This is a genomic window from Clostridium sp. JN-9, from assembly GCF_004103695.1.
Taxonomy (GTDB): Bacteria; Bacillota; Clostridia; order Clostridiales; family Clostridiaceae; genus JN-9.
The window spans coordinates 1548090-1571984 of record NZ_CP035280.1; the positions used below are offsets into that span (position 1 = coordinate 1548090).

The 23895-nt window shown below is 31.0% G+C and carries 24 protein-coding genes; 23 read left to right on the top strand and 1 reads right to left on the bottom strand.

All coding sequences use genetic code 11. From position 1 onward, the window contains the following. Window positions 1–33 precede the first annotated feature (33 nt). The 10 genes from EQM05_RS07470 to EQM05_RS07515 all read left to right on the top strand — a co-directional run bounded on the left by EQM05_RS07470 (window position 34) and on the right by EQM05_RS07515 (window position 10413). Window positions 34–384, top strand: coding sequence for a YlbF family regulator (locus tag EQM05_RS07470; RefSeq protein ID WP_128749452.1), 351 nt, complete (start codon window positions 34–36; stop codon window positions 382–384). Between the two features lie 127 nt (window positions 385–511). Next, entirely contained in the window at window positions 512–2338 is a 1827-nt protein-coding gene (typA, locus tag EQM05_RS07475; RefSeq protein ID WP_128749453.1) for a translational GTPase TypA, read from the top strand. 10 nt (window positions 2339–2348) lie between these two features. Next, window positions 2349–3383, top strand: coding sequence for an endolytic transglycosylase MltG (mltG, locus tag EQM05_RS07480; RefSeq protein ID WP_128749454.1), 1035 nt, complete (start codon window positions 2349–2351; stop codon window positions 3381–3383). A 27-nt stretch (window positions 3384–3410) separates the two neighbouring features. Beyond that, window positions 3411–4067: an O-methyltransferase gene (locus EQM05_RS07485; RefSeq protein ID WP_128749455.1), complete on the top strand. Its 657-nt coding sequence runs from the start codon at window positions 3411–3413 to the stop codon at window positions 4065–4067. Further along, window positions 4060–5271, top strand: coding sequence for a U32 family peptidase (locus tag EQM05_RS07490; RefSeq protein WP_128749456.1), 1212 nt, complete (start codon window positions 4060–4062; stop codon window positions 5269–5271). Before EQM05_RS07485 ends, EQM05_RS07490 begins: the two co-directional genes overlap by 8 nt. A gap of 41 nt (window positions 5272–5312) precedes the next feature. After that, entirely contained in the window at window positions 5313–5939 is a 627-nt protein-coding gene (udk, locus tag EQM05_RS07495) for a uridine kinase (RefSeq protein ID WP_128749457.1), read from the top strand. A gap of 69 nt (window positions 5940–6008) precedes the next feature. Continuing rightward, window positions 6009–7661, top strand: a complete 1653-nt coding sequence (locus EQM05_RS07500; RefSeq protein ID WP_243108146.1) for a penicillin-binding transpeptidase domain-containing protein — start codon at window positions 6009–6011, stop codon at window positions 7659–7661. Between the two features lie 80 nt (window positions 7662–7741). Continuing rightward, window positions 7742–8443: an RNA polymerase sporulation sigma factor SigK gene (gene sigK, locus EQM05_RS07505; RefSeq protein ID WP_128749459.1), complete on the top strand. Its 702-nt coding sequence runs from the start codon at window positions 7742–7744 to the stop codon at window positions 8441–8443. A 127-nt stretch (window positions 8444–8570) separates the two neighbouring features. Then, window positions 8571–9356 (top strand): shikimate dehydrogenase, encoded by a 786-nt coding sequence (aroE, locus tag EQM05_RS07510; RefSeq protein WP_128749460.1) that lies wholly within the window; start codon window positions 8571–8573, stop codon window positions 9354–9356. Between the two features lies 1 nt (window position 9357). Then, the gene (locus EQM05_RS07515) at window positions 9358–10413 is read left to right on the top strand and encodes a type IV pilus twitching motility protein PilT (protein ID WP_128749461.1); all 1056 of its coding nucleotides are present in this window, start codon (window positions 9358–9360) and stop codon (window positions 10411–10413) included. 31 nt (window positions 10414–10444) lie between these two features. On the opposite strand, the gene EQM05_RS16340 is transcribed toward EQM05_RS07515, so the two are convergent. Beyond that, on the bottom strand, window positions 10445–10576 hold the full coding sequence (locus EQM05_RS16340; protein WP_279222127.1) for a hypothetical protein: 132 nt from the start codon (window positions 10574–10576) through the stop codon (window positions 10445–10447). 416 nt (window positions 10577–10992) lie between these two features. Between EQM05_RS16340 and EQM05_RS07520 the strand changes: the two genes are divergently transcribed. The 13 genes from EQM05_RS07520 (at window position 10993) to pstA (ending at window position 23882) form a co-directional block, all read left to right on the top strand. Beyond that, the gene (locus tag EQM05_RS07520) at window positions 10993–12267 is read left to right on the top strand and encodes a glycosyltransferase family 2 protein (RefSeq protein ID WP_205694184.1); all 1275 of its coding nucleotides are present in this window, start codon (window positions 10993–10995) and stop codon (window positions 12265–12267) included. A 184-nt stretch (window positions 12268–12451) separates the two neighbouring features. Beyond that, window positions 12452–13708: a cell division protein FtsA gene (gene ftsA / locus EQM05_RS07525; RefSeq protein ID WP_128749462.1), complete on the top strand. Its 1257-nt coding sequence runs from the start codon at window positions 12452–12454 to the stop codon at window positions 13706–13708. Between the two features lie 20 nt (window positions 13709–13728). Beyond that, a complete protein-coding gene (gene ftsZ, locus EQM05_RS07530; RefSeq protein WP_128749463.1) occupies window positions 13729–14829 on the top strand; it encodes a cell division protein FtsZ in 1101 nt (366 codons plus the stop codon). Window positions 14830–15021: 192 nt separating this feature from the next. Beyond that, window positions 15022–15819 carry a sigma-E processing peptidase SpoIIGA gene (spoIIGA, locus tag EQM05_RS07535; protein ID WP_128749464.1) on the top strand — a complete coding sequence of 266 codons (798 nt, stop codon included), beginning with the start codon at window positions 15022–15024 and terminating at the stop codon, window positions 15817–15819. 15 nt (window positions 15820–15834) lie between these two features. Then, complete coding sequence (gene sigE, locus EQM05_RS07540; protein ID WP_128749465.1) at window positions 15835–16542, top strand: RNA polymerase sporulation sigma factor SigE; 708 nt, start codon at window positions 15835–15837, stop codon at window positions 16540–16542. Window positions 16543–16616: 74 nt separating this feature from the next. Next, the gene (gene sigG, locus EQM05_RS07545; RefSeq protein ID WP_128749466.1) at window positions 16617–17390 is read left to right on the top strand and encodes an RNA polymerase sporulation sigma factor SigG; all 774 of its coding nucleotides are present in this window, start codon (window positions 16617–16619) and stop codon (window positions 17388–17390) included. A 141-nt stretch (window positions 17391–17531) separates the two neighbouring features. Then, on the top strand, window positions 17532–17798 hold the full coding sequence (locus EQM05_RS07550; protein ID WP_128749467.1) for a YlmC/YmxH family sporulation protein: 267 nt from the start codon (window positions 17532–17534) through the stop codon (window positions 17796–17798). Window positions 17799–17848: 50 nt separating this feature from the next. Next, the gene (nrdR, locus tag EQM05_RS07555; protein WP_128751063.1) at window positions 17849–18307 is read left to right on the top strand and encodes a transcriptional regulator NrdR; all 459 of its coding nucleotides are present in this window, start codon (window positions 17849–17851) and stop codon (window positions 18305–18307) included. A 239-nt stretch (window positions 18308–18546) separates the two neighbouring features. After that, the gene (locus EQM05_RS07560) at window positions 18547–19242 is read left to right on the top strand and encodes a response regulator transcription factor (RefSeq protein ID WP_128749468.1); all 696 of its coding nucleotides are present in this window, start codon (window positions 18547–18549) and stop codon (window positions 19240–19242) included. 12 nt (window positions 19243–19254) lie between these two features. Next, window positions 19255–20958, top strand: coding sequence for a HAMP domain-containing sensor histidine kinase (locus EQM05_RS07565; RefSeq protein WP_128749469.1), 1704 nt, complete (start codon window positions 19255–19257; stop codon window positions 20956–20958). 188 nt (window positions 20959–21146) lie between these two features. Beyond that, window positions 21147–22031: a phosphate ABC transporter substrate-binding protein gene (locus EQM05_RS07570; protein ID WP_128749470.1), complete on the top strand. Its 885-nt coding sequence runs from the start codon at window positions 21147–21149 to the stop codon at window positions 22029–22031. A gap of 70 nt (window positions 22032–22101) precedes the next feature. After that, complete coding sequence (gene pstC / locus EQM05_RS07575; RefSeq protein WP_128749471.1) at window positions 22102–22995, top strand: phosphate ABC transporter permease subunit PstC; 894 nt, start codon at window positions 22102–22104, stop codon at window positions 22993–22995. Continuing rightward, entirely contained in the window at window positions 22995–23882 is an 888-nt protein-coding gene (gene pstA, locus EQM05_RS07580) for a phosphate ABC transporter permease PstA (RefSeq protein ID WP_128749472.1), read from the top strand. Before pstC ends, pstA begins: the two co-directional genes overlap by 1 nt. Window positions 23883–23895 lie beyond the last annotated feature (13 nt).

The window sequence follows — 23895 nt, forward strand, 5'->3', positions numbered from 1 at the left end:
ATTTTCTTTTAATGTATAAGGAGGGCAACAATAATGAATATTTATGATAAGGCACATGAACTGGCACATGAATTAAAAAATTATCCTGATGTGGTTGAATTAAGAAAGGCCAGCGAAAAAGTAAAATTAAATGAAACAAATAAAAAAATGCTGGATGATTTTAGAAAAGTTCAAATTCAGGCTTATTCAGAACAAGCACAGAATGGTAAGTTATCCAAAGAACTTGAAGAAAAGCTGCAAAATTTGTATTCTATAGTTTCTATGAATCCAGATGTAAAAGATTATTTACTGGCAGAGCAAAAATTTGGAGTAGTTTGGGAAGATATAATGAAAATTTTAAACGATGCAATTAATATTGATTTAACATTTGAAGAAGTCAAATAATTTATAATTTCTGTTATATTGACTTTTTCATATTATAAGTTTAAAATAAACTTGATAAAATGCAATTGGATACTTTATGTATCCAATTTTTTTGGAGATTTTATACAACAGTTTTGGAGGAGTAAAAATGGATTTATTTGTAAGAAATGATATAAGGAACGTAGCTATAATTGCGCATGTTGATCATGGTAAAACAACTTTGGTAGATGCATTATTAAAACAAAGTCACGTTTTCAGGGAAAATGAAAAAGTTCAGGAAAGAGTAATGGATTCTAATGACCTGGAAAGAGAAAGAGGTATAACAATATTATCTAAAAATACATCTGTTATGCACAACGGAATTAAGATAAATATTGTGGATACTCCGGGACATGCTGATTTTGGGGGAGAAGTTGAACGTGTACTTAAAATGGTAGACAGTGTTCTACTTGTAGTAGATGCTTATGAGGGACCTATGCCTCAGACAAAATTTGTTCTAAAAAAGGCACTGGAATTAAATTTAAAACCAATTGTAGTAATTAATAAACTTGACAGACCAGATGCAAGACCAACGGAAGTACTTGATGAAGTATTTGATTTATTTATTGAATTAGGAGCAGATGATGATCAACTGGATTTCCCTGTAGTTTACTGCTCTGCAAAAACTGGTATTGCCAAGAAAGAATTAGAAGATGAAAGCACCAATATGGATCCTTTATTTGATGCAATAATAAAAAATGTAAAGGCACCAGAAGGGTACTTGGACATGCCGCTTCAGCTTTTAATAACAACTATAGATTCTAATGAGTATGTTGGTAAAATAGGAATTGGGAAAATTGAAAGAGGAACTATAAAGAAAAATCAAAATGTTGCCTTAATAAGAAAAGATGGAAAAATAGACAATGTTAAAATATCTAATCTTTATGTTTTTAATGGATTAAAGAGAGAAGAAACATCAGAAGCAATGCTTGGTGATATAGTTGCAGTTTCAGGAATTTCAGATATTAATATAGGTGAAACTATTGCAGACATAAATAATCCTGAACAATTACCATTTGTGGATATTGATGAGCCAACATTAAGCATGAACTTTATGGTAAATAACTCTCCCTTTGCTGGAAGAGATGGACAATTTGTAACTTCAAGACATTTAAGAGACAGATTAATGAAAGAACTTGAAACTAATGTAAGCTTAAGAGTTGAAGAAACTGAATCACCAGATATGTTTAAGGTAAGCGGAAGAGGAGAACTTCATTTATCAGTTTTAATTGAAACTATGAGAAGAGAAGGATATGAATTTCAGGTATCCAAGCCAACTGTAATATTTAAAGAAGATAAACAAGGCAACTTACTAGAGCCAATTGAATATTTAACTATAGATGTACCAGAAGAATTTATGGGAGTAGTTATGGAAAAGCTAGGACCTAGAAAAGCAGAAATGGTAAATATGACTTCTGCTGTGAATGGGTACACAAGACTTGAATTTACAATACCTGCCAGAGGATTAATTGGATTTAAAAGCGAATTCATGACGGATACAAAAGGTAATGGAATAATGAATCATGTATTTGAAGGCTTTGAAAAATACAAAGGAGACATTCCACAAAGAAGCAGAGGATCTATTGTGGTATTTGAAGATGGTGTTTCTATTACTTATGGATTGTTTAATGCTCAGGACAGAGGAACCTTATTCATTGGACCAGGAGTAGAAGTTTATGAAGGAATGATATGTGGTGAATGTTCAAGGGCAGATGATATTGAAGTTAATGTGTGTAAGAAGAAGCATCTGTCAAATACAAGATCATCAGGAGCAGATGAAGCTTTAAAACTTACTCCTGTGAGAATAATGAGCCTTGAAAACTGCCTGGATTTTGTAGCTTCAGATGAATTAGTGGAGATAACACCAGAAAATATTAGACTTAGGAAGAGAATATTAAACACAGATTTGAGGAAAAAGTCTCAGAGAAGAAAATAGTGAGGTTTTTATGAGTAAAAAGGTATTACTAAAGATATTTAGTGTTTTACTGATAATATTTTTAATAATTGGGCTGACTACTTTCATTTTATTTGAAAAGGTGGTTAGCCATCCTCTTAATAAAAACAAAAATTTTGTTTTATATGTAAATAAAGGGGACAGCTTGTATAATATTGTTGATAAACTGAATAAGCAGGGATCACTGAAAAACAGCTTTCTTACAAAACTTTATATAAAAAACAATTATAAAAACAATACTAATATTAAACCAGGTACATATGAGATATCTTCAAATGTTTCTCTTCAAAAGTTAATTGATGATTTAGAAAAGGGTATATATAATGAAAATGCAGTAAAAGTTACAATACCTGAAGGATATGACATTAAACAAATTGCTCAGCTTTTAGACAAAAACGGCATAGTTAAAAAAGACGATTTTTTAAGTACATGCAAGGATTATAAACTGCCATTTTACATAAAAAGGGATGGGGAAAAGAGATATGCATTGGAAGGATATCTTTTCCCTGATACATATGAATTTGAAAAGAATTCATCCAGTGAAGAAGTTATTAAAATAATGCTAAGCAGATTTGAAGAAGTAATAACTGAAATAAAAAAGAATAATAATAAGGAAATAAATGATAATAATATTGAAAATTTTGTTACAATGGCTTCTATAGTGGAAAAAGAAGCATTACAGGATAGTGACAGGCCTAAAGTTGCTTCTGTTTTCTATAACAGATTAAATAAAAAAATGAAACTTCAATCGGATGCAACAGTACTGTATGCTTTAGATGCTCATAAAGAAGTAGTTCGTACTAATGATTTAAAAGTAAAATCTCCATATAATACTTATTATGTTGAAGGTTTACCTGTTGGACCAATATGTTCACCAGGAAAGGCATCTCTGGAAGCAGCAATAAATCCTGAAAAATCAAATAACATCTATTTTATAATTATTAAAGACGGTCCGCATTTTTTTACTGATAATTACAGCAAATTTTTAGATGTTAAAAAGCAGTATATAGATTCAAAACTTAAATAACAAATATTAGTACTATTGGAGGAAATTATGAGCGGAATAACTTATGATTATATGGAGCAGTATATTAGAAGCCTAATTGAAGAAAGTTCTGGGGAACTTAAGCAGCTGGAGGATTATGCAATAGAAAATTCTGTACCAATAGTTCATAAAGAAGTAAGAAAATTTCTTGAAATTATGATAAATATAAAAAAACCAAAAACTATCCTTGAACTTGGAACAGCAATTGGTTATTCATCCATAATAATGTGTAAGGCATCAGGTGATAATTGCAAAATAGATACCATTGAAAGAGATCTTAATATGGTAAACATATCTAAAGCTAATATAAAGCTGTATGGATATGATGATCGTATCAATGTTTTAAATGGAGAGTGTACTGAAGTATTAAAAAATCTGCATGGGAAATATGATTTAATATTTATGGATGCCGGGAAAGCCCACTACAATGATTTTTTACCAGAATGCTTAAGACTATTACAAGAGGATGGAGTAATTATAGCTGACAATGTTCTTTTTAGAGGAATGATTGCATCCAAGGAGCTTGTTATAAGAAGAAAAATTACTATTGTGAAAAGAATGAGAAAATTTTTAGACCAAGTTTCAAAGTCTAAGGAATTGATGCTATCCGTTATTCCAATGGGTGATGGAATAGCTGTTATTACAAGGAGGAGAAGCTATGAATAAACCTGAAATACTGGCTCCAGCAGGAAATCTAGAGAAATTGAAGACTGCCATTGATTTTGGAGCTGATGCAGTTTATTTAGGGGGAAATAAATTAAATTTAAGAGCTTTTGCAGACAATTTTACTGATGAAGAACTTTCTGAAGGAGTTAATTATGCTCATAGCAGGGGAAAAAAAGTATATGTAACAATTAACGTATTCCCTCATAATGAAGATTTAGTTGGACTGGAAGAATATCTTAAAAATCTATCTGCACTGAATGTAGATGCAATATTGGTTTCAGATCCAGGTATACTAATGACAGCAAAAGAAGTTGTGCCAGAAATGGAGCTTCATTTAAGCACTCAGGCTAATAATGTAAACTGGAAATCTGCACAGTTTTGGTATAAACAAGGAGTTAAAAGAATTGTCTTAGCCAGGGAATTATCACTTGAGGAGATTAAATGCATAAGAGAAAAATTACCCGAGGATTGTGAAATTGAAGCTTTTGTTCATGGTTCCATGTGCATTTCTTATTCTGGAAGATGTCTTCTTTCTAATTATATGACGGGAAGAGATTCAAACAGGGGTGCTTGTGCTCAGCCATGCAGATATAAATATTATTTAATGGAAGAAAAAAGGCCTGGTCAGTACTTCCCCGTAGTAGAAGATGAAAAGGGAACTTATATAATGAATTCAAAGGATTTATGTATGATAGAGCATATTCCTGAATTAGTTAAGTGTGGTATTAATTCACTTAAAATTGAAGGAAGAATGAAAAGTGCATATTATGTGGCATCAGTTGTGAAGGCATATAGGCAGGCTCTTGATTCTTACTTTGATAATCCAGAGGAATATAAGTTTAATGAGAAATGGCTTACAGATTTAAGTAAAGCCAGTCACAGGCAATATCATACAGGCTTTTACTTTGGAGAGAAAAATAAGCAGATATATGAAACCTCATCCTATATCAGAGATTATGATATAGTGGGAATTGTAAAAAGTTTTGATAATGGCGTTGCTACAATCGAGCAGAGAAATAAAATTTTTGAAGGCGATGAAGTAGAGGTACTTAGACCTCAGGGTGATAACTTTACTGTAAGACTTACTAATTTAAAAAATAAAGACCATGAATCTATTCCATCTACACCTGTGGCACAAATGATATATAAGGCAGACAGCGAAAAAACTTTATTGAAAAATGACTTGTTAATCAAGAGCAGATAAATAATTGAAACCATAATGAAGATTTTCAAGGGGGAAAATAAATGGTACGTCCAATTTTAATAGGAATTACAGGAGGGTCAGGTTCAGGAAAGAGTACTATAGCAAATGAAATATGCAGTAAGTTTGATGAAGATTATCTGGCTGTAATTGAGCAGGATTCATATTATAAGGACCAAAGTAATTTGTCCTTGGAAGAAAGAACAAAAACTAACTATGATCATCCTGATGCATTTGATACTCCTTTATTGGTTAAACATCTAAAATCTCTTTTAGAGGGAAATTGTATTGAAAAGCCCATATATGATTTCGAGATACATAATAGAAAAAAAGAAACAATTAAGGTAAAACCAAGGGAAATTATCATTGTTGAAGGAATATTAATTCTTCAGGAAAAAGAAATCAGGGATTTGCTTGATATAAAATTATATGTAGATACAGACCCTGATGTAAGAATTATAAGAAGACTGGTAAGGGATATTAATGAAAGAGGAAGAACAGTTGATACAGTAATAAATCAATATTTAAATGTTGTAAGGCCAATGCATATGCAGTTTATAGAACCTTCAAAACGATATGCAGATATCATAATTCCTGAAGGAGGACATAACAAAGTTGCAATTGACATTATAGTTGCAAAGATAAAACAGATCCTTCAAAGAAATGAATAACTATTGAATAAAACATCTTATTTTAGTCTAGAATCTATAATAATATAGCTGGCTAAATGGGGTGTTTTTTTGTATAAGAGTATAATTAAAAGAAAACTGATATGCATTTTAATAATTTTAGTTTGCCTGCTTGCTTTTCAAATATACAGAATATTTAAATTTCAGTACAGCGAAACAAGCAAATTATCTGTAATTGCAAATTCTCAGTATGAATATACGGAAAATTTGTCAGATATAAATTATAATTTGTTTGATGCTAATGGAAAGCAGCTTTTAAATTACAATACAATATATGACATTGTTATTGTACCAAATCTTTTTAAGGATAATTTTAATGATCCAATGAATGAAAAGTTACTTACTGTAATGTATATATTAAATAATTACAATTCAACTTTAGGAAAATATAAAGATGGTTTTGATTTAAGAGATGATATTGAAAAAAATCAAAGCATTATTTTAAAATACGAAGTAAATGAAGAAACCTACAACGAAATAAAAAAAATCAGCGGATTAAAGGGAATGTACGCCTACAAGCATATTGAGGTAGATAGAAGATATGCATGGAAAATAGAAAATGTAATTACAAATGCTAATACCATTAAAAACGGTAAAACTGTAAATAAGGATGGCAATAGTTTAGAGAATTTAATTCAGCAGAAATTAAAACAAAATAAATTTCCTCAAGTAACTTTTCAAAGAAAAGTTGATGGAGAAATTACAGAAGAACAAAATATTATCCCTGAAAATAATCTTAATATAAGGCTTACAATTAATAAAGATATAGAGGATAAGATTGATGAAGTACTTAAGGATAAAAAGTACTCAGATTATAAAAATATAGGTGTATTATTGGTAGAAAGCAATACTGGGAAAATAATATCCATTAATCAAAAGGATAATACTCAGCCTAATGTAATAATTGGGGCTAGTACTAATCATGGTTTATATCCAGGTTCAATATTTAAAGTCATTGTTGAAGAGGCAGGCCTTGACAAGAAAAGTATAAATCTGGCTAAATCCTATACATGCAATGGCATTTATGAAAAGGATTCCCACAGATTTCATGGTACTTTAACTCCAGGTGAGGCATTATCAGCATCCTGCAATGATATTTTCGGGCAGATAGGTATGGAAGTAGGGGCAAGTAACTTTTATGATAATGCCAATAATCAGGGATTATTTGATAAAGTTCTTGGATTATATGATGAACAAAGCGGTGCCATTGAGGAAAAAGAACCTAAGCTGGAGGATAAATCCATTTATAAAACAGCAATTGGTCAAGGAGTAAGAATTACTCCATTGGAGGCCGTTGCAATTCCAAATACAGTAGTAAACGAAGGAAAATATGTGAAGCCATATATTATTGATGGATATGTTAATAATAATAATGATATGGTTCAGCAATGCAAAACAGAAAACAAGCAGGTAATTGAAAAGGCTACAGCTAATGAATTAAAAGCTCAAATGATAAGTGTGGTAAAAAAGGGAACAGGAACAGAAGCTGCAGTTAAAAATGTTGAGGTAGGTGGAAAAACAGGATCAACTGAGAGAGGGGATACATCAGATGGCTGGTTTACAGGCTTTTTTAAAATTGGAGAAAAATATTACTCCATTGTGGTAATTTGCCCTGAAATAAATAAGAACACTGAAAGTGCTTCTAATACGGCTTCTCCAGTATTCCAGCAAATTGTAGAGACAGTTAGTCCATTATTAAAATAATAATAAAAAGATCATTGTACAGGCACTTTTCTTTGAAAGAAAACATAATATATTAATAAGCACTATTAGGAGGAACACCGGTGTTTACCATGGAATGCTTATTTGATGTATTAAGTAATGTAGTGTTTCTAACGGCATATGTAACAAATAATAGCTCATTTCCTCAGCCCTTAGATGAAAATGAAGAAAAATATTATTTAATAAAATTAAAAGAAGGGGATATTTCAGCTAAAAACATACTTATTGAAAGAAATTTAAGACTTGTTGCACATATTGTTAAAAAGTACTCTTACCCTGGGAAAGATGTAGATGATTTAATATCTATAGGAACTGTGGGTTTGATAAAAGCAATAGATTCTTTTGACAGTTCAAAAGGAACAAGGCTTGCTACCTATGCTGCAAAATGTATTGAAAATGAAATACTCATGCTCATAAGAAATAATAAAAAAACTAAAGGTGAGGTATATCTCCAGGATCCTATCGGAGTTGACAAAGAGGGCAATGAAATTTCTTTAATGGACATTCTGAGCAGTGATGATGATTCTATTATTGAAATAGTGGAAAGTAAAATCCAAACTAAAAGATTATATAATAAAATAGACAGCTGCTTAGCAGATAGAGAAAAAAGTGTAATTGAAATGAGATATGGACTTCAGGATGGAAAGCCTAAAACACAAAGAGAAATTGCTAAACTACTTGGAATATCCAGATCTTATGTTTCAAGGATAGAAAAAAGAGCTCTTAAAAAGCTATATAAGGAAATGAACAACTACAGTAAATAAAGGACTAAGAATTAGGAATTTGTATAACAATCCCTAATTCTTAATCTTTTTCATGCATACTAAAAACATGACTATTAAAGAGGAATTGTGAAAATAGCGAAGAATAAATATTATAGGGAGTGATTTTATGGAACATGTAGGACTGCTTGGAAAAAACATATCTTATTCAAGATCTCCGGAAATACATAATAAATATTATTATGAACATGGAATTCAATTAGATTATAAAATATTTGATGTAAATTATGATAACATATCAAATTTTGTTAAAAATCTACGAATAAATAAAATAGTAGGATTTAATGTCACTATTCCATATAAAACGGAAATTATTAAGTATTTAGATGATATTGATTCATCTGCAGATATTATAGGTGCTGTTAACACTGTTTTGGTGACAAATGAAAAATTAATAGGATATAACACAGACTATTATGGATTTATTAAGAGTCTTGAGATTTCTGGATTCAATGTAAACAGCAAAACAGCATTGATTATTGGAAATGGTGGAAGTGCCAGATGTATTTTTACAGCACTTAAAGATTTAAATATAAAAAGTATCCATGTTATTGCAAGGGATACTTTAAAATCAAAGGCTAATTTACATGGTGCAGATATTTTTTTAAATTTAAGTGATTACCAGGATGGCATAAACCTGGAACCATATGATATTGTTGTAAATTGTACACCAATAGGAGGGCCCAATTATATACATGATAAGTTATTTAATATTACAAAAGTAAATCCAGATGCATTAGTATATGATATAAATTATGGCAATAAAGAATCACAATTACTCAGCCAGGCCAGACAAAAGGGCGCTCAAGTGATGAATGGTAGTTTAATGCTGAAGAATCAAGCTGTTAAGGCTATGAATATTTGGATTGACTACTTAAGCGAAAGGGGAAAATAAAGTGATAATTTTAAAGCAGCTATTAGAAACAACTATGAAAGAAAAGGCTTCTGATTTGCATCTAACTGTTGGAATACCACCAGTTATAAGGGTTAATGGAACACTAACAGAAATTTCAAAGGAGAAGTTAACACCTTCAGATACAGAAAGGTATGCAAAAGAAATTTTTGGACAACAATATGAAGCCTTTGAAGAAATTGGGGAAGCAGATACTTCATTTTCTGTACCAGGACTTGGAAGATTCAGAGCCAATGTATTCAAGCAGAGAGGGAGCATTGCTATTGCCTTAAGAGTTGTTGGACTAAAAGTTCCAAATTTAAATGATCTAAACTTTCCTCCAGTTATTAAAGACTTAACTTTAAAACAAAGGGGATTAGTGCTTGTAACAGGACCCACTGGAAGTGGAAAAAGCACAACTCTTGCAGCAATGGTTAATGAAATCAATTCGACCAGGGCAGCACATATCATTACTCTTGAGGACCCAATTGAATATTTACATAAACATAATAAATCTATAATCAATCAAAGAGAAATAGGGAAGGATACTAAAAGTTATGGAAGTGCCTTAAGAGCTGTACTAAGAGAAGATCCGGATGTAATCCTTGTTGGTGAAATGAGGGATCTTGAAACAATTTCAGTTGCATTAACTGCAGCTGAAACAGGCCACTTAGTATTATCAACATTGCATACTATTGGGGCAGCTAAAACTATTGACAGAATAATAGATGTTTTCCCACCATATCAGCAGCAGCAGATTAAAATTCAGCTGGCTGCAGTTCTACAGGGAATTATTTCACAGCAGCTTCTTCCAAGGGAAGATGAAAAGGGAAGGATTGCTGTTTTAGAAATTATGATAATAACTACTGCCATTCAAAATATGATTCGGGAAGGAAAAACACATCAGATAGAATCTTCAATTCAAACTGGAGTTAAGTATGGCATGAAGACAATGGATATGGCACTAGCCGATTATCATAAAAAGGGAATTATTTCATATGATACTGCTATATCATATGCTATGGATAGAGAAATGCTTAGTAAGTTAATATCTTTATAAATAAAAAAGGACCTATGGTCCTTTTTTAACATTAAAATAGTAAATAATCGAACATTTTTACTGAAATTTGATTGTTTACAGCATTGGAAACTTTTTCCTGTTTCTTTTTATTATTTATTTTAGAATTATTATTACATTTCTTACTGCAATTAACCTGCTTCATAATAAGACCTCCTATTATTAAATAAAAAAACAATAAGATAAGAGGACTTACCAAAAAGATTCGTCTTTTTTATGAAGTCTGCTTAAATCCAGATAATAGATTAGATAGTAGCGCCGCATAAGGCTCTACCCCCTTTTCTATACTATAACAGTAATTTATTTTAACTGATTTTATAATAGCATAGTTTTATATTTCATACAAATGCATAAAATTCAATAAAATAGATATAAATACAATAGGATAGTATAAGACAGATTTAAATTTTATTTGTGCATTATAACTCATTAATACTAATAATTTCATAAGTTTGCTGCAAATATTTTACTTGTTTACTGGATGAATAAACAAAATTTAAAATTATATAGTAATTGAAATAGTTTTGTGCTAAAATAACTTTGAACTAGGGGGGATCTATATTGAATATAGTAAATTTAGCTATAAAATACAGTTCGCATTTATTAACAAATATTGTTTATATTATTACCATGTATTATTTGTTTATCTCATTTTTTGGAATTTGGAAGGGCAGAAAGACAAAAAATATTAGACCCCAAAAGAGTTTTGCTTTGATAGTTGCAGCTCATAATGAAGAAGTTGTAATTGCTGATATAGTTGATAGTTTGAAAATGTTAGATTATCCAAAAGAACTTTATGATATTTTTGTTGTAGCAGATAATTGTACTGATAAAACTGCATATATAGCAAGACAAAAGGGCGCTCTGGTTTATGAAAGGACTAATAAGGATAAAAGGGGAAAGGGTTATGCACTTGAATGGATGTTTTCAAAACTTTTTAAATTAAAAAAGAAATATGATGCAGTGGCTATTTTTGATGCAGACAATTTAGCACATAAAAACTTTCTTTTAGAAATGAATAAAAAGTTATGCGAAGGATATAAAGTAGTTCAAGGTTATCTGGATAGTAAGAATCCAAAAGATACATGGATTACAGGCAGTTATTCTATTGCATTTTGGACATGTAATAGAATGTTTCAGCTTTCAAGAAGCAATATGGGTCTTTCCAGCCAGCTGGGTGGAACTGGATTTTGTATTGATACAGAAATGCTGAAAAAGTTAGGCTGGGGTGCAACATGTTTAACTGAGGATTTGGAATTTACCTGCAAACTTGTATTAAATGGTTATAAAGTTGGATGGGCTCATGATGCCATAATATATGATGAAAAGCCTCTCACAATGTCTCAGTCCTGGTGGCAGAGAAAAAGATGGATGCAGGGATTCGCAGATGTCTCCAGCAGATATTTTTTCAAACTTATAAAGAAATCCATAGTAAGTTTCAGTTTTATTCCATTAGATTGTGCATTATATAGCATTCAGCCTATAGTTACTATACTTTTAGGAATATCATCAGTAATAAGTCTGGGTCAGTATTATATTAAAACAACACATATTATTGCCAATATAAACGCAGGTATTCCACTTATAAGTGCAAGTATGGCCACTTTAGCATTAGTGCTGGTTACAATTTTTCAGCTGGTTTATACACCATTTATTTTAGTTTTAGAAAAAAAATTAAATTTCAAGGTGTTTTTGTACTATATTATTTATCCTATTTATGCAATAACCTGGTTTCCAATATCTATACAGGGGTTGTTAGATAAAAATAAAAAAGAGTGGAATCACACAATACATACAAGAAGCGTAAATGTTAGTGATTTTGAAAAGGTAAATTGAGAGGAGGATTTTAATCTTCCTCTTTTAAATATATGTAATTATTCATTTAAACTTTAGTTTCTTTTCAGTTTATATTTTATTATTAATTAAATTTCAATTAAAATATTAAAATTTTAGAGGAAAAATTAGATTTATGTTGAATATATAATTTGATGGTTCTCTTACAAGGGGGGAGAAAGGCATAATGAATGAATATATAATCGGAATTGATGTTGGATCATCAAAAATCTGTGCAGCAGCAGGTAAATTTGATAAAAATGGAGATATTCAGATAGTTGGAGTTACTTCAATTAAATGTAATGGTATAAAAAAAGGAATAGTAGTAGATATTGATAGTACTTCTGAGTCAATTAAAAACTGTATTTTTCAGCTGGAAGGAATAATTGACTATAAAATAGATGAGGTATTTATTTCACTGCCTGTGTGTATTAGTGAAATAATAGACAATAAAGGCGTTGTTGCAGTTTCATCAGAAGATAGGGAGATTAAGAAAAGTGATGTAGAAAGAGTTTTGAAGGCTGCTAAAATTATCACAGTTAATTCTGATAAGGAAATAATTGGCTTGATTCCTGAACAATATATTGTCGACGGATTTGATAGAATTAAGGATCCTATTGGAATGAGCGGATTAAGGCTTGAAGTTGATGCCAAGGTAATTTTATCTCAAACTACAGTTATAAATAACTTATTTAAAAGTATAAATAAGGCAGATATAAAGGTAAGGGGTATCGTTTATGAACCTTTAGCATTATCTGAGGTACTTATTGAAAAGGAAGAAAAAGAAATAGGTACTGCCATTATTGATGCAGGTGCTGAAACCATTGATATTTCAATATTTAAAAATGGAGTAATTAAATTTGCAGATGCCATACCTTATGGAGGGAATATTATTACTAATGATATTTCCGTATGTTTAAAACTTCCCTTTTCTGAGGCGGAAAAAATAAAACTAAAGTATGGTGACATAAAAAACGATAATAATGTTAGTAAAAGTAAAATAAGTGTAAAAGCAAGTTATAATAATGCTATAGAAATTGATCAAAATTTATTAATTGAAATAATTAATGCCAGAGTAGAAGAACTTTTATCCATTATTAACAATAAAATTATCCAAAGCGGATATAAGAATGAAATATCAGGGGTTACTATTACAGGAGGAGCCATTTCATTTATGACCAATATTGATATATTGGCTGAAAAAATTTTAGACAAACCTGTAAGAATAGGAGTTCCACATTTTGTTGGATCTTCAAATCCTATGTATTCATGTGGCATTGGGATTGTAAAAGAAGCTTCCGAAAGCTTTAAAAATAGCTACTTAACTAACAAATCAAATGAAAAGAAAAGTAAAGATGTATTGAATGATGAAGACATGGGTGAAGAAGAAGGTAAAAGTGGATTTTTAGCAAAAATTAAGGAATTTTTTACTGAGTTTTTTTAAATTTGTAAGGAGGTATTATTGTGCTAGATTTTGATGTAGATGTCCAACAATTTGCTCAAATTAAAGTAATTGGTTGTGGCGGCGGAGGAAATAACGCTGTAAATAGAATGATTAAAGAAGGACTTAAAAATGTTGAATTTATTGCTATAAACACAGATAAGCAGGCATTAATGCTTTCGCAGGCTTCTCAAAAGATCCAAATTGGAGATAAATTAACAAAGGGATTAGGAGCAGGTGCAAATCCTGAAATTGGGAAAAAGGCTGCGGAAGAAAGCAAAGATGAGATTTCACAGGCAATAAAAGGTGCTGATATGGTGTTTATAACTGCAGGAATGGGAGGAGGAACTGGCACTGGTGCTGCTCCAATAGTTGCCGAAATTGCTAAATCAATGGGCATATTAACAGTTGGGGTAGTTACAAAACCATTCCCTTTTGAAGGCAGAAAAAGAATGCTTCATGCAGAAATGGGAATTAAAAATCTGAAGGAAACTGTGGATACATTGGTCACAATTCCCAATGAAAGGCTTTTAAGCATTGTTGATAAAAAGACAACTTTAATGGATTCTTTTAAACTGGCAGATGATGTTTTAAGACAGGGTGTTCAAGGCATCTCTGATCTTATTACCATTCCTGGTTTAGTAAATCTTGATTTTGCAGATGTAAGAACTATTATGACAGATAGAGGACTTGCACATATGGGTGTAGGTAAGGGAAATGGAGATAACAGAGCTCAGGAGGCTGCAAAGCAGGCTATATCAAGTCCTCTTTTGGAAACTTCAATTGTTGGTGCCACTGGAGTATTATTAAATATTACTGGTGGTGCAGACCTTGGACTTCTTGAAATTAACGAAGCTGCAGAAGTTGTCCAACAGGCTGCTGATCCAGAAGCCAATATAATATTTGGAGCTGTAATAGACGAAAGTTTAAAAGATGAAATCAGAATTACTGTCATAGCAACAGGATTTGAAGATGAAAAAACAGAGCATGTTACAAATAATATTAATTTAAATGAAAAAGATATTGTAAATAGAAAAGAAGAGGCTGCAATGACTTCAGAAAAGGCAAACTTTGATGAACCTGATTTAGAAATACCTGCATTTTTGAGAAGACAAAGAAAATAAAGAAATAATTAACCCCAGTGATTTTTAAGTAAATTAAAGATCACTGGTTTTTTTTGTTACAAGTTAAACTAAAATTAAGCATAATGACATATTTTAAAATATAATAATATATAAAACCATTATAAATTGACAAAATTTTGAAACAAATAGGTTTATAATAAAGTGAGTAACATATGATTTGGGGGGGATCATTTGATTATATATTTAGATGTAATACTATTTGAAAATTTTATTGTTGATTTTTTTTTATTATATATCACGCTTCAGACAATAAAATTAAGGCCTGTAATAAAATATTTAATTATATCGTCCACACTAGGAAGCTTATATGTGCTTACCTTGCTAATACCAGGTTTAAAGGTACTTTCCGGATTTGCTGGAAAATTAGCAGCTGGTTTTATTATGACTTTTATTGCAGTAAGAAAAAAAGATTTTTTTTTTCTTTTAAAGGCATATTGCATTTTTATAATATATACAATGCTTCTTGCTGGAATCTGCACATTTAATTCTTCAAGTGAATTTGCAAATATAACCGTTGGAGTAATATATAACTTTTCCTATAAAAAATTGATGATTTCAATTATGATTATGTATTTAATAATTCACAGGACAGTTACTTTTATTAAAGACAGAAAAGCAATGACAAACTTTATATATACTATAGATATACAGTTTAATCAAAATTTAAAATCTGTAAAGGCATTTTTAGATACGGGAAATGAACTCCGTGAACCAGTTACCAATATACCGGTAATTATAGCTGAACAAAACGTGCTAAATGGCATAGATACTGATAACTTTTCAAAATATTATATACCTTATAAGCTGGTTGACGGAAATGAGGGAAATTTATTTGGAGTAAAGCCAAGTTCTATAATAGTTCATATGAATGGCATTAATAACAGAGTAGATGGAATAATTGCTGTTACAAGTTCAAAGCTGAGCAAAAGTGGTGATTATAATGCTCTGTTACCAAGAAATATAATTTAAGTGGGGGTATATAAAATGCTAAGTTTAAAGGAGTTATTAAATAGAATAGTCATTAAGTTAAAAATATTTTCTGAAAGAATTTACTACATAGGGGGCAATGATGCACTTCCGCCGCCATTAACAAAAAAAGAGGAGGATGATTTAGTTACAAGGTTGGTTTTAGGTGATTCAAATGTTAGATCTACTTTAATTGAAAGAAATTTAAGATTAGTAGTGTATATTGCAAGAAAATTCGAAAATACCGGGGTAAATGTTGAAGATTTAATTTCTGTAGGAACTATAGGACTTATAAAAGCTGTGAATACATTCGATCCTGAGAAGAAGATCAAATTAGCCACCTATGCTTCAAGGTGCATAGAAAATGAGATATTAATGTATTTAAGAAGAAATAGCAAAGTAAAAGCAGAAATTTCTTTTTATGAACCATTAAATATAGATTGGGATGGAAATGAACTGTTGCTGTCAGATATACTAGGAACGGACAATGATGAGGTATACAACTTAATTGAGGATGAAGTTGACAGAGAATTACTATTTATGGCAATGAAAAAATTAAGTGACAGAGAAAAGGAAATCGTAAAACTTAGATTTGGACTAAATGGAGGAGGAGAAAAAACTCAAAAGGAAGTTGCAGATATGCTTGGAATCTCTCAGTCATATATCTCCAGACTGGAAAAAAGAATTATTAAAAGATTAAAAAAAGAAATTAATAAGATGTTATAGTTTGTCTTTAGTATAAAATCTGCTCCCTTAGTAAATAATTAAAATGCGAATATACTAAAGGGGCTGATGAGTATATGATAATAAATAAAGTTGAAATTTGTGGAGTTAATACTGCAAAATTACCTGTATTAAAGGAAGCTGAAATGAAAAGTCTGCTGTTAAGTATCAGAAAAGGTGATAACTCAGCAAGAGAAAAATTTATTAGAGGGAATTTAAGATTGGTCTTAAGTGTTATTCAAAGGTTTAATAATAGGGGAGAAAATGTTGATGATCTTTTTCAGGTAGGCTGCATAGGATTAATAAAGTCTATTGATAACTTTGATTTAAATCAAAATGTTAAGTTTTCTACTTATGCAGTGCCCATGATTATAGGAGAAATCAGGAGATATCTTAGGGATAATAATTCAATTAGGGTAAGCAGATCTTTAAGAGATATTGCATATAGAGCATTACAAGTCAGGGACAAATTAATAGGAGAAAATAATAAGGAGCCAACAGTTTCTCAGATTGCCAGGGAGCTAAAAGTTCCCAGGGAAGAGGTTGTGTTTGCATTGGATGCAATCCAGGATCCAGTATCACTTTTTGAACCAATTTATCATGATGGCGGTGATGCTATTTATGTTATGGATCAAATAAGTGACAGCAAAAACATTGATGACAGCTGGCTTGAAAATATATCTATCAAAGAAGCAATGAAGAAATTAAATTCAAGGGAAAAACTAATATTAAACTTAAGGTTTTTCGAGGGCAGAACTCAAATGGAGGTAGCAGATGAAATAGGTATCTCACAAGCACAAGTGTCACGATTGGAAAAAACAGCATTAAAACATATGAGAAAATATGTTTAAATAGATTTAAAGTAAATTATATGGATAAATGTGTACATAAGATTAAAACTTTATTTTAGGTTTTAATCTTATTTTTGTAATACAAAATTTATATGTATCATATATATGTTTATAAGATTGTTTTATACGGAGGTAATATTTATGGAGGAACTTTCCTTGTTTTCCTTATCAAATCTAAAATCTATGGAAGTTATAGATATAAATACTGGAGCTAAAATTGGATATATAAGAGATATAAAAATTGACTGTGATACTTATAGTGTTGTTTCTGTGATTATCCCTACTCAAAAGATATCCTGGTTTACCAAAAATAATGATATAGAGGTTCCATGGAATAACATACATAAAATAGGTGTAGATGTAATTTTGGTGAAAGATATTGAATTTTCTTCTAGGAATGAAGAGTAAAAATATGATATACTATAGAATAGCAAAATAGAAAGGAAGGCGTGAATGAATTGAAATGTCCTTATTGTGGTTATTTAGAAAGTAAGGTCATTGATTCCAGAGCTACTGAAGATGATATGGCCATCAGGAGAAGAAGAGAATGTTTAAGCTGCAATAGAAGGTATACAACCTACGAAAAGGTGGAAGATATACCAATGTTAGTAATTAAAAAAGATATGAGCAGAGAATTTTTTGATAGAACTAAAATAATAAATGGTCTTATAAAGGCCTGCCAAAAGAGACCAGTTTCAAGGAAACAAATTGAAGGAATTGCTGATGAAGTTGAAAAAAAAATCAACAACGAAATGTTAACTGAAGTAAAATCTGAACATATTGGTGAATTAATTATGGAAAGCTTAAAAAATGTTGATGAGGTTTCCTATGTAAGATTTGCATCGGTATACAGACAGTTCAAGGATATTAATACTTTTATGGAAGAAATAAAAAATTTAATGGCTAATAAAAAATGACATGTGGATTCATGTCATTTTTTTATAAAATCAGTTTAAATTATTAAATTTCTTAAGAAATGAAATTAAAACAGTGTTAGAATTAAATTATAAATTATAATGGGAGATTAAAATGGCAATTTCAAAGTTTAATAATATAATGAAAATAATGAATTTCACTCTTATAGAAAGAACAAAACCAGCAAAAGAAATTTTTCCTTTGTGTATATAAAATAACTTTTCATTTAGGAGGAACAATAATGGGTGAAGAAAAAATACTAATTGTAGATGACGAAGAACATATAAGGGAATTGATAAAATTTAATCTTGAAAATTCAGGATATAAATGTATTACAGCAGATAATGGAATTGATGCATTGAAAATTGTAAAAGAAGAACAGCCTGATTTGGTTTTTCTGGATCTAATGCTGCCAGGTATGGATGGATATGATGTCTGCAAGGAGATAAGGAGAGATACTCTTGTTTCATCAACTCCAATAATAATGATTACAGCCAAAAGCGAAGAATTAGATAAAATACTGGGATTGGAACTAGGTGCAGACGATTACGTTACAAAGCCATTTTCCGTAAGAGAGCTGGTTGCAAGGGCAAAGGCAGTATTGAGGAGAACGGTAATCAAACCAGTTGAAAAAAGAGTTAATTTTGCAGATATAAGCATAGATTTTCAAAGACATGAGATCTTTAAAAAGAACAAAAAAATAGAACTAACACTGAAGGAATTTGAGCTTTTAGAAATTTTAATTAAAAATAAAGGAAGAGTAATGACAAGAGATTTCCTTTTGGATAAAATATGGGGATATGAGTACATTGGAGAAACAAGGACTGTGGATGTTCATATTAGACATCTAAGGCAGAAAATAGAGGAAGATGATAAAAATCCAAGATATATAGAAACAATTAGAGGAATCGGATATAGATTCAATTATGATGAATAATGGTGATTTTATATGAAAAGAAAATTATTATTATCAATGCTGGCAACTTTACTATTTAGTTTAATTACCATTACAACTTTATTTATTATATTAGTAAATTATGAGCACATTGAAAGTACTAAAACTAATTTAAAAACAAATAATGATTTAATTATTAATATATTAAACAATGAAAATATAAAAGATGTAAGAGAGTTTTTTTTAAACAATTTTACAGATTCAGGCATAAGAGTTACTTACATTGATAAAAACGGCAAAGTATTAATTGATTCATTTATTGATAAGGATACAATGGACAATCACAATAACAGAGAAGAAGTTATAAAGGCAAGGAAGCAAGGAGTTGGCTATTCAGTAAGAGACAGCATTTCATCAAAAAGTGAGTATATTTACTGTGCCACTTTATACAATAACGGTTATATAGTTAGAAGTTCAATGCCGCTAAAGACAGTTACAGGTTTAGAGAGTTCTTATTTAAAATATTATGTAATAATTTTAATTTTTGCTATATTAGTTTCTTTAATTTTTTCTTCCAACTTATCATATGCAATTACCAAGCCAATTAAGGATTTAGAGTTCATAACATCAAGAATTGCAAAGGGTGAGATGGATAGAAGGGTAAACATTACAACCAGGGATGAAATAGGTCATCTTGCTAATACATTTAATAATATGGCGGATAAGCTTCAGGAAACCATAGATGACTCCATTGAAAAGCAAAATAGACTGGAAGCAATATTAAAGAGTATGGACAGCGGAGTTATTGCAGTAGATAAAAATTATAAAGTAATAATGATAAATCCATATGCCAAGAAGATATTTGGAATAAACAAGGATATAATAGGCGAAAATTTAATGGATAATATAAGAGATTTTGAGTTAGAGGATATTTTTAAAAATGATAATGATGAGTACACAGAAATAAAGATATATTGGCCAAAGGAAAGAGATCTTAGAATAAAAACTGCTGATATTATAAATGGCTATGAAAAGATAGGTACAGTGGCAGTTGTTCAAAATATCACTAAATTTAAAAAACTGGAAAATATGAGATCTCAGTTTGTTGCAAATGTGTCTCACGAATTAAAGACACCTTTAACTTCTATTAAGGGTTTTGCAGAAACATTAAAAGATGTTAATGACGATGAAACTAAAGAAAAATTTTTAAATATAATAAATGATGAGGCTGACAGGCTAACCAGACTTATTAGCGATATTCTTACACTGTCAGATATTGAGAACAGCAAAGAAAGAAAAACAGAGGAAATTAATGTTGAAAAAACAATTAATGAAGTATATTACCTGGTAAGTAAATCAGCTGAAAATAAAAATATAGACATTACACTAAATTGTGAAAATGTACCTGATATTATAGGTGATGGAGATAAGTTTAAGCAAATGATAATAAACCTTGTTGATAATGCAATTAAATACACTGAAGCAGGAGGGAAAGTAGAAGTAGGTACAAAAGTGGAAAACGAAACTTGTATAATCTGGGTAAAGGACAATGGAGTAGGAATACCAAAAGTACACTTATCAAGACTTTTCGAAAGGTTCTACAGAGTTGACAAGGCAAGATCAAGAGCACAGGGTGGAACGGGATTAGGTCTTGCAATTGTTAAGCATGTAGTAATGAGTTTTAATGGAACCATTGATGTTAAAAGCCAGGTTGGAGAAGGAAGTACATTTACTGTTTCAATACCATATAATGAATAATTTTAAAACTGTGTAAGCATAATATGTTTGCACAGTTTTTATTTATATACATGTAAATACCTGTATGGAATAAAAAATGCTTGTGTTAATTTTAATTAACATTTACATAATAGCGGTTTAACCTAAACATGGTAATATATAAAATGTAAACAAGAAGAAAATGATTAATTGAATGGAGGACTTAATTAATGAAAAATAAAAGATTAAGTACATTAATAGCTGCACTGGCTATAACAGTTTTAACAGGTACTCTTATGGGATGCGGAGCAGGTAAAGACAACACACAAAGCAGTAAAAATGGATTATCTGGTTCAATTACATTAGCTGGATCAACTGCACTTCAGCCACTGGCAGAACAGGCTAGCGAAGTATTTATTAATAAAAATCCTAAGGCTACAATTAATGTACAAGGCGGAGGAAGCGGTACTGGATTAAAGCTGGTTTCTGATGGAACTGCTGATATTGGAAATTCAGATGTAACTGCTGAATCAAAACTAGGTGCTGCAAAAGCAAAGGAATTAATTGATCACAAAGTGGCTGCAATTGGATTTGCAATTGTTGTAAGCAATGATGTTAAAGTTGATTCATTAACAAAGGACCAAATTCAAAAGATCTTTACAGGGGAATATACAAACTGGAAGCAGTTAAATGGGGATGATACTCCTATAAATATAATAAACAGGGCATCTTCATCTGGTACAAGAGCTACATTTAAAAGTACTCTTATGGGTGGAAAGGATGAAAAGGCTGGTTTAGGAATAATGCAGGATGCAAATGGAAGTGTTGAAAAATCCATAGCATCTACAAAAGGATCAATCAGCTATCTGGCACTATCATACCTGACTGAAGATGTGAAAAAAAATGTAAAGATGGTTAGAATAGATGGTGTTGAGGCTTCAAAGGAAAACATAATTTCAGGAAAATATCCTTTCTGGTCCTATGAACATATGTATACAAAAGGAGAAGCAAGCGGCTTGGCTAAGACATTTATAGATTATATGACTAGTGCAGATAATAAAGCTTTAGTTGAAAGATTAGGATACATTCCGGTAACTGATATTAACACAAAATAAGTTTTTACAGAAGCCGGCTGCTGTATGCAGACGGTTTTATCTTGTTTAATACAGTATTAAGGAGATAAATATGATTAAAAGTGATTTTGGAAAAAAGCTTAAAAATGAATATGCAGGCAGAACCTATGCCATTTTCTGCGGAATTCTCATTGTTACACTAACTTTAGCAATTATAGTTTTTCTGGGTTCAAAGGGTATTAAAACTTTTACAAAGGACCATTATTCAATTAGCAGTTTTTTATTCAGCTCTGTATGGGCACCTGACTCTGATAAACCACAGTTAGGTACAAAGATATTTATAGTTGGTTCAACACTTACTTCTATTGGAGCAGTTATTATTGCAGCTCCCATAAGCGTAGCCATTGCTATATTTATGAATTATATATCACCTAAACTTGGAAGTACTATACTTCAGCCTGCCATGGAATTATTTGTTGGAATACCATCAGTGGTATATGGCTGGCTTGGTGTAAGTATTTTACTGCCTCTTATAAAAAAAGGATTTGGAGGTATAGGCTTCAGTATAGGGGCTGGGATTATAGTATTAAGTATTATGATATTACCTACTATAGCCAGTATTTCAGCTGATGCAATTAAGATTATACCTAAGGATTATGTAGAAGCATCTTATGGACTTGGAGCTACCAGATGGCAGACCATAACAAAAGTTGTTGTGCCTGCTGCAAAAAGCGGAATATTAACAGGTGTTGTTTTGGGGCTGGCCAGGGCCTTTGGTGAAGCATTAGCAGTTCAAATGGTAATAGGAAATTCTATAAAAATGGCTAAATCGTTGCTCACGCCAACAGCTACATTAACCAGTATTTTAACTATGGATATGGGGAATACGGTAAATGGTACTGCATGGAATGATGCTTTATGGTCAATGGCATTGTTATTACTTATAATTTCATTTTTATTTATTCTGATAATCAGGATAATTGGGAAGAGAGGTGAAGTTAAATAGTGAATGCTAAAAGTGTAGATAAAATCTGGACTGTAATTTTATATATTGTTTCAATTTTAGTAGTATCATTATTGATATTACTAATAGGATATGTTTTAATAAAAGGGAGTTATTTCCTAAACCCGGCATTTTTATTTGGAGCTCCAAAGGTTGGAGAAGCTGGCGGGGGAATTGGGCCAATGCTGTATAATTCATTTCACATGTTAATTGTCTCCTTATTAATAACAATACCACTTGGAGTAGGAGCTGGAATATATCTTGCAGAGTATGCTAAAGAAGGGCTTTTCTTAAACGTAGTAAGGTTATGCATTGAAACTATGGCTTCACTGCCTTCAATAGTAGTTGGATTATTCGGTATGCTTGTATTTGTTAATTTGACAAAGTGGGGATTTACATTATTATCAGGAGCTTTAGCAATAACAGTATTAAATTTACCGGCTTTAACCAGAGTCAGCGAAAATGCTATTACTGCATCTTCACAAAAAGTAAAGGAAGCAAGTCTTGGATTAGGTGCTACCAGATGGCAGACTATGTGGAGAATAGTTTTACCATCTGCTATGCCTCAAATTTTAACAGGAGTAATCTTAGCATCTGGAAGAATTTTTGGTGAAGCTGCAGCACTGCTTTATACTTCTGGAATGAGCGCACCTGCCTTACACCTAAGTGGTATTTTAGATGGCGGTAAGGCATCTCCGTTAAGTGTTATGAGACCTGCCGAAACCCTTGCAGTATATATATGGAAGCTAAATGCAGAAGGTATGGTTCCAGATGCCGCTAAAATAGCAAATGGGGCATCAGCTGTATTAATTCTTATGGTTTTAATATTTAATTTACTTGCAAGAATTATAGGCAAAAAAATATTTGAATCTTATAGCGGCAAAAAATGAGGAGGATGGGCTT

Bases quoted from the DNA above. Each gene is read 5' to 3' on its own strand.
- EQM05_RS07470 (WP_128749452.1), top strand. From the start codon at position 34: ATGAATATTTATGATAAGGCACATGAACTGGCACATGAATTAAAAAAT.
- typA (WP_128749453.1), top strand. From the start codon at position 512: ATGGATTTATTTGTAAGAAATGATATAAGGAACGTAGCTATAATTGCG.
- mltG (WP_128749454.1), top strand. From the start codon at position 2,349: ATGAGTAAAAAGGTATTACTAAAGATATTTAGTGTTTTACTGATAATA.
- EQM05_RS07485 (WP_128749455.1), top strand. From the start codon at position 3,411: ATGAGCGGAATAACTTATGATTATATGGAGCAGTATATTAGAAGCCTA.
- EQM05_RS07490 (WP_128749456.1), top strand. From the start codon at position 4,060: ATGAATAAACCTGAAATACTGGCTCCAGCAGGAAATCTAGAGAAATTG.
- udk (WP_128749457.1), top strand. From the start codon at position 5,313: ATGGTACGTCCAATTTTAATAGGAATTACAGGAGGGTCAGGTTCAGGA.
- aroE (WP_128749460.1), top strand. From the start codon at position 8,571: ATGGAACATGTAGGACTGCTTGGAAAAAACATATCTTATTCAAGATCT.
- EQM05_RS16340 (WP_279222127.1), bottom strand. From the start codon at position 10,576: ATGAAGCAGGTTAATTGCAGTAAGAAATGTAATAATAATTCTAAAATA.
- ftsA (WP_128749462.1), top strand. From the start codon at position 12,452: ATGAATGAATATATAATCGGAATTGATGTTGGATCATCAAAAATCTGT.
- sigE (WP_128749465.1), top strand. From the start codon at position 15,835: ATGCTAAGTTTAAAGGAGTTATTAAATAGAATAGTCATTAAGTTAAAA.
- sigG (WP_128749466.1), top strand. From the start codon at position 16,617: ATGATAATAAATAAAGTTGAAATTTGTGGAGTTAATACTGCAAAATTA.
- EQM05_RS07550 (WP_128749467.1), top strand. From the start codon at position 17,532: ATGGAGGAACTTTCCTTGTTTTCCTTATCAAATCTAAAATCTATGGAA.
- EQM05_RS07560 (WP_128749468.1), top strand. From the start codon at position 18,547: ATGGGTGAAGAAAAAATACTAATTGTAGATGACGAAGAACATATAAGG.
- EQM05_RS07565 (WP_128749469.1), top strand. From the start codon at position 19,255: ATGAAAAGAAAATTATTATTATCAATGCTGGCAACTTTACTATTTAGT.
- EQM05_RS07570 (WP_128749470.1), top strand. From the start codon at position 21,147: ATGAAAAATAAAAGATTAAGTACATTAATAGCTGCACTGGCTATAACA.
- pstC (WP_128749471.1), top strand. From the start codon at position 22,102: ATGATTAAAAGTGATTTTGGAAAAAAGCTTAAAAATGAATATGCAGGC.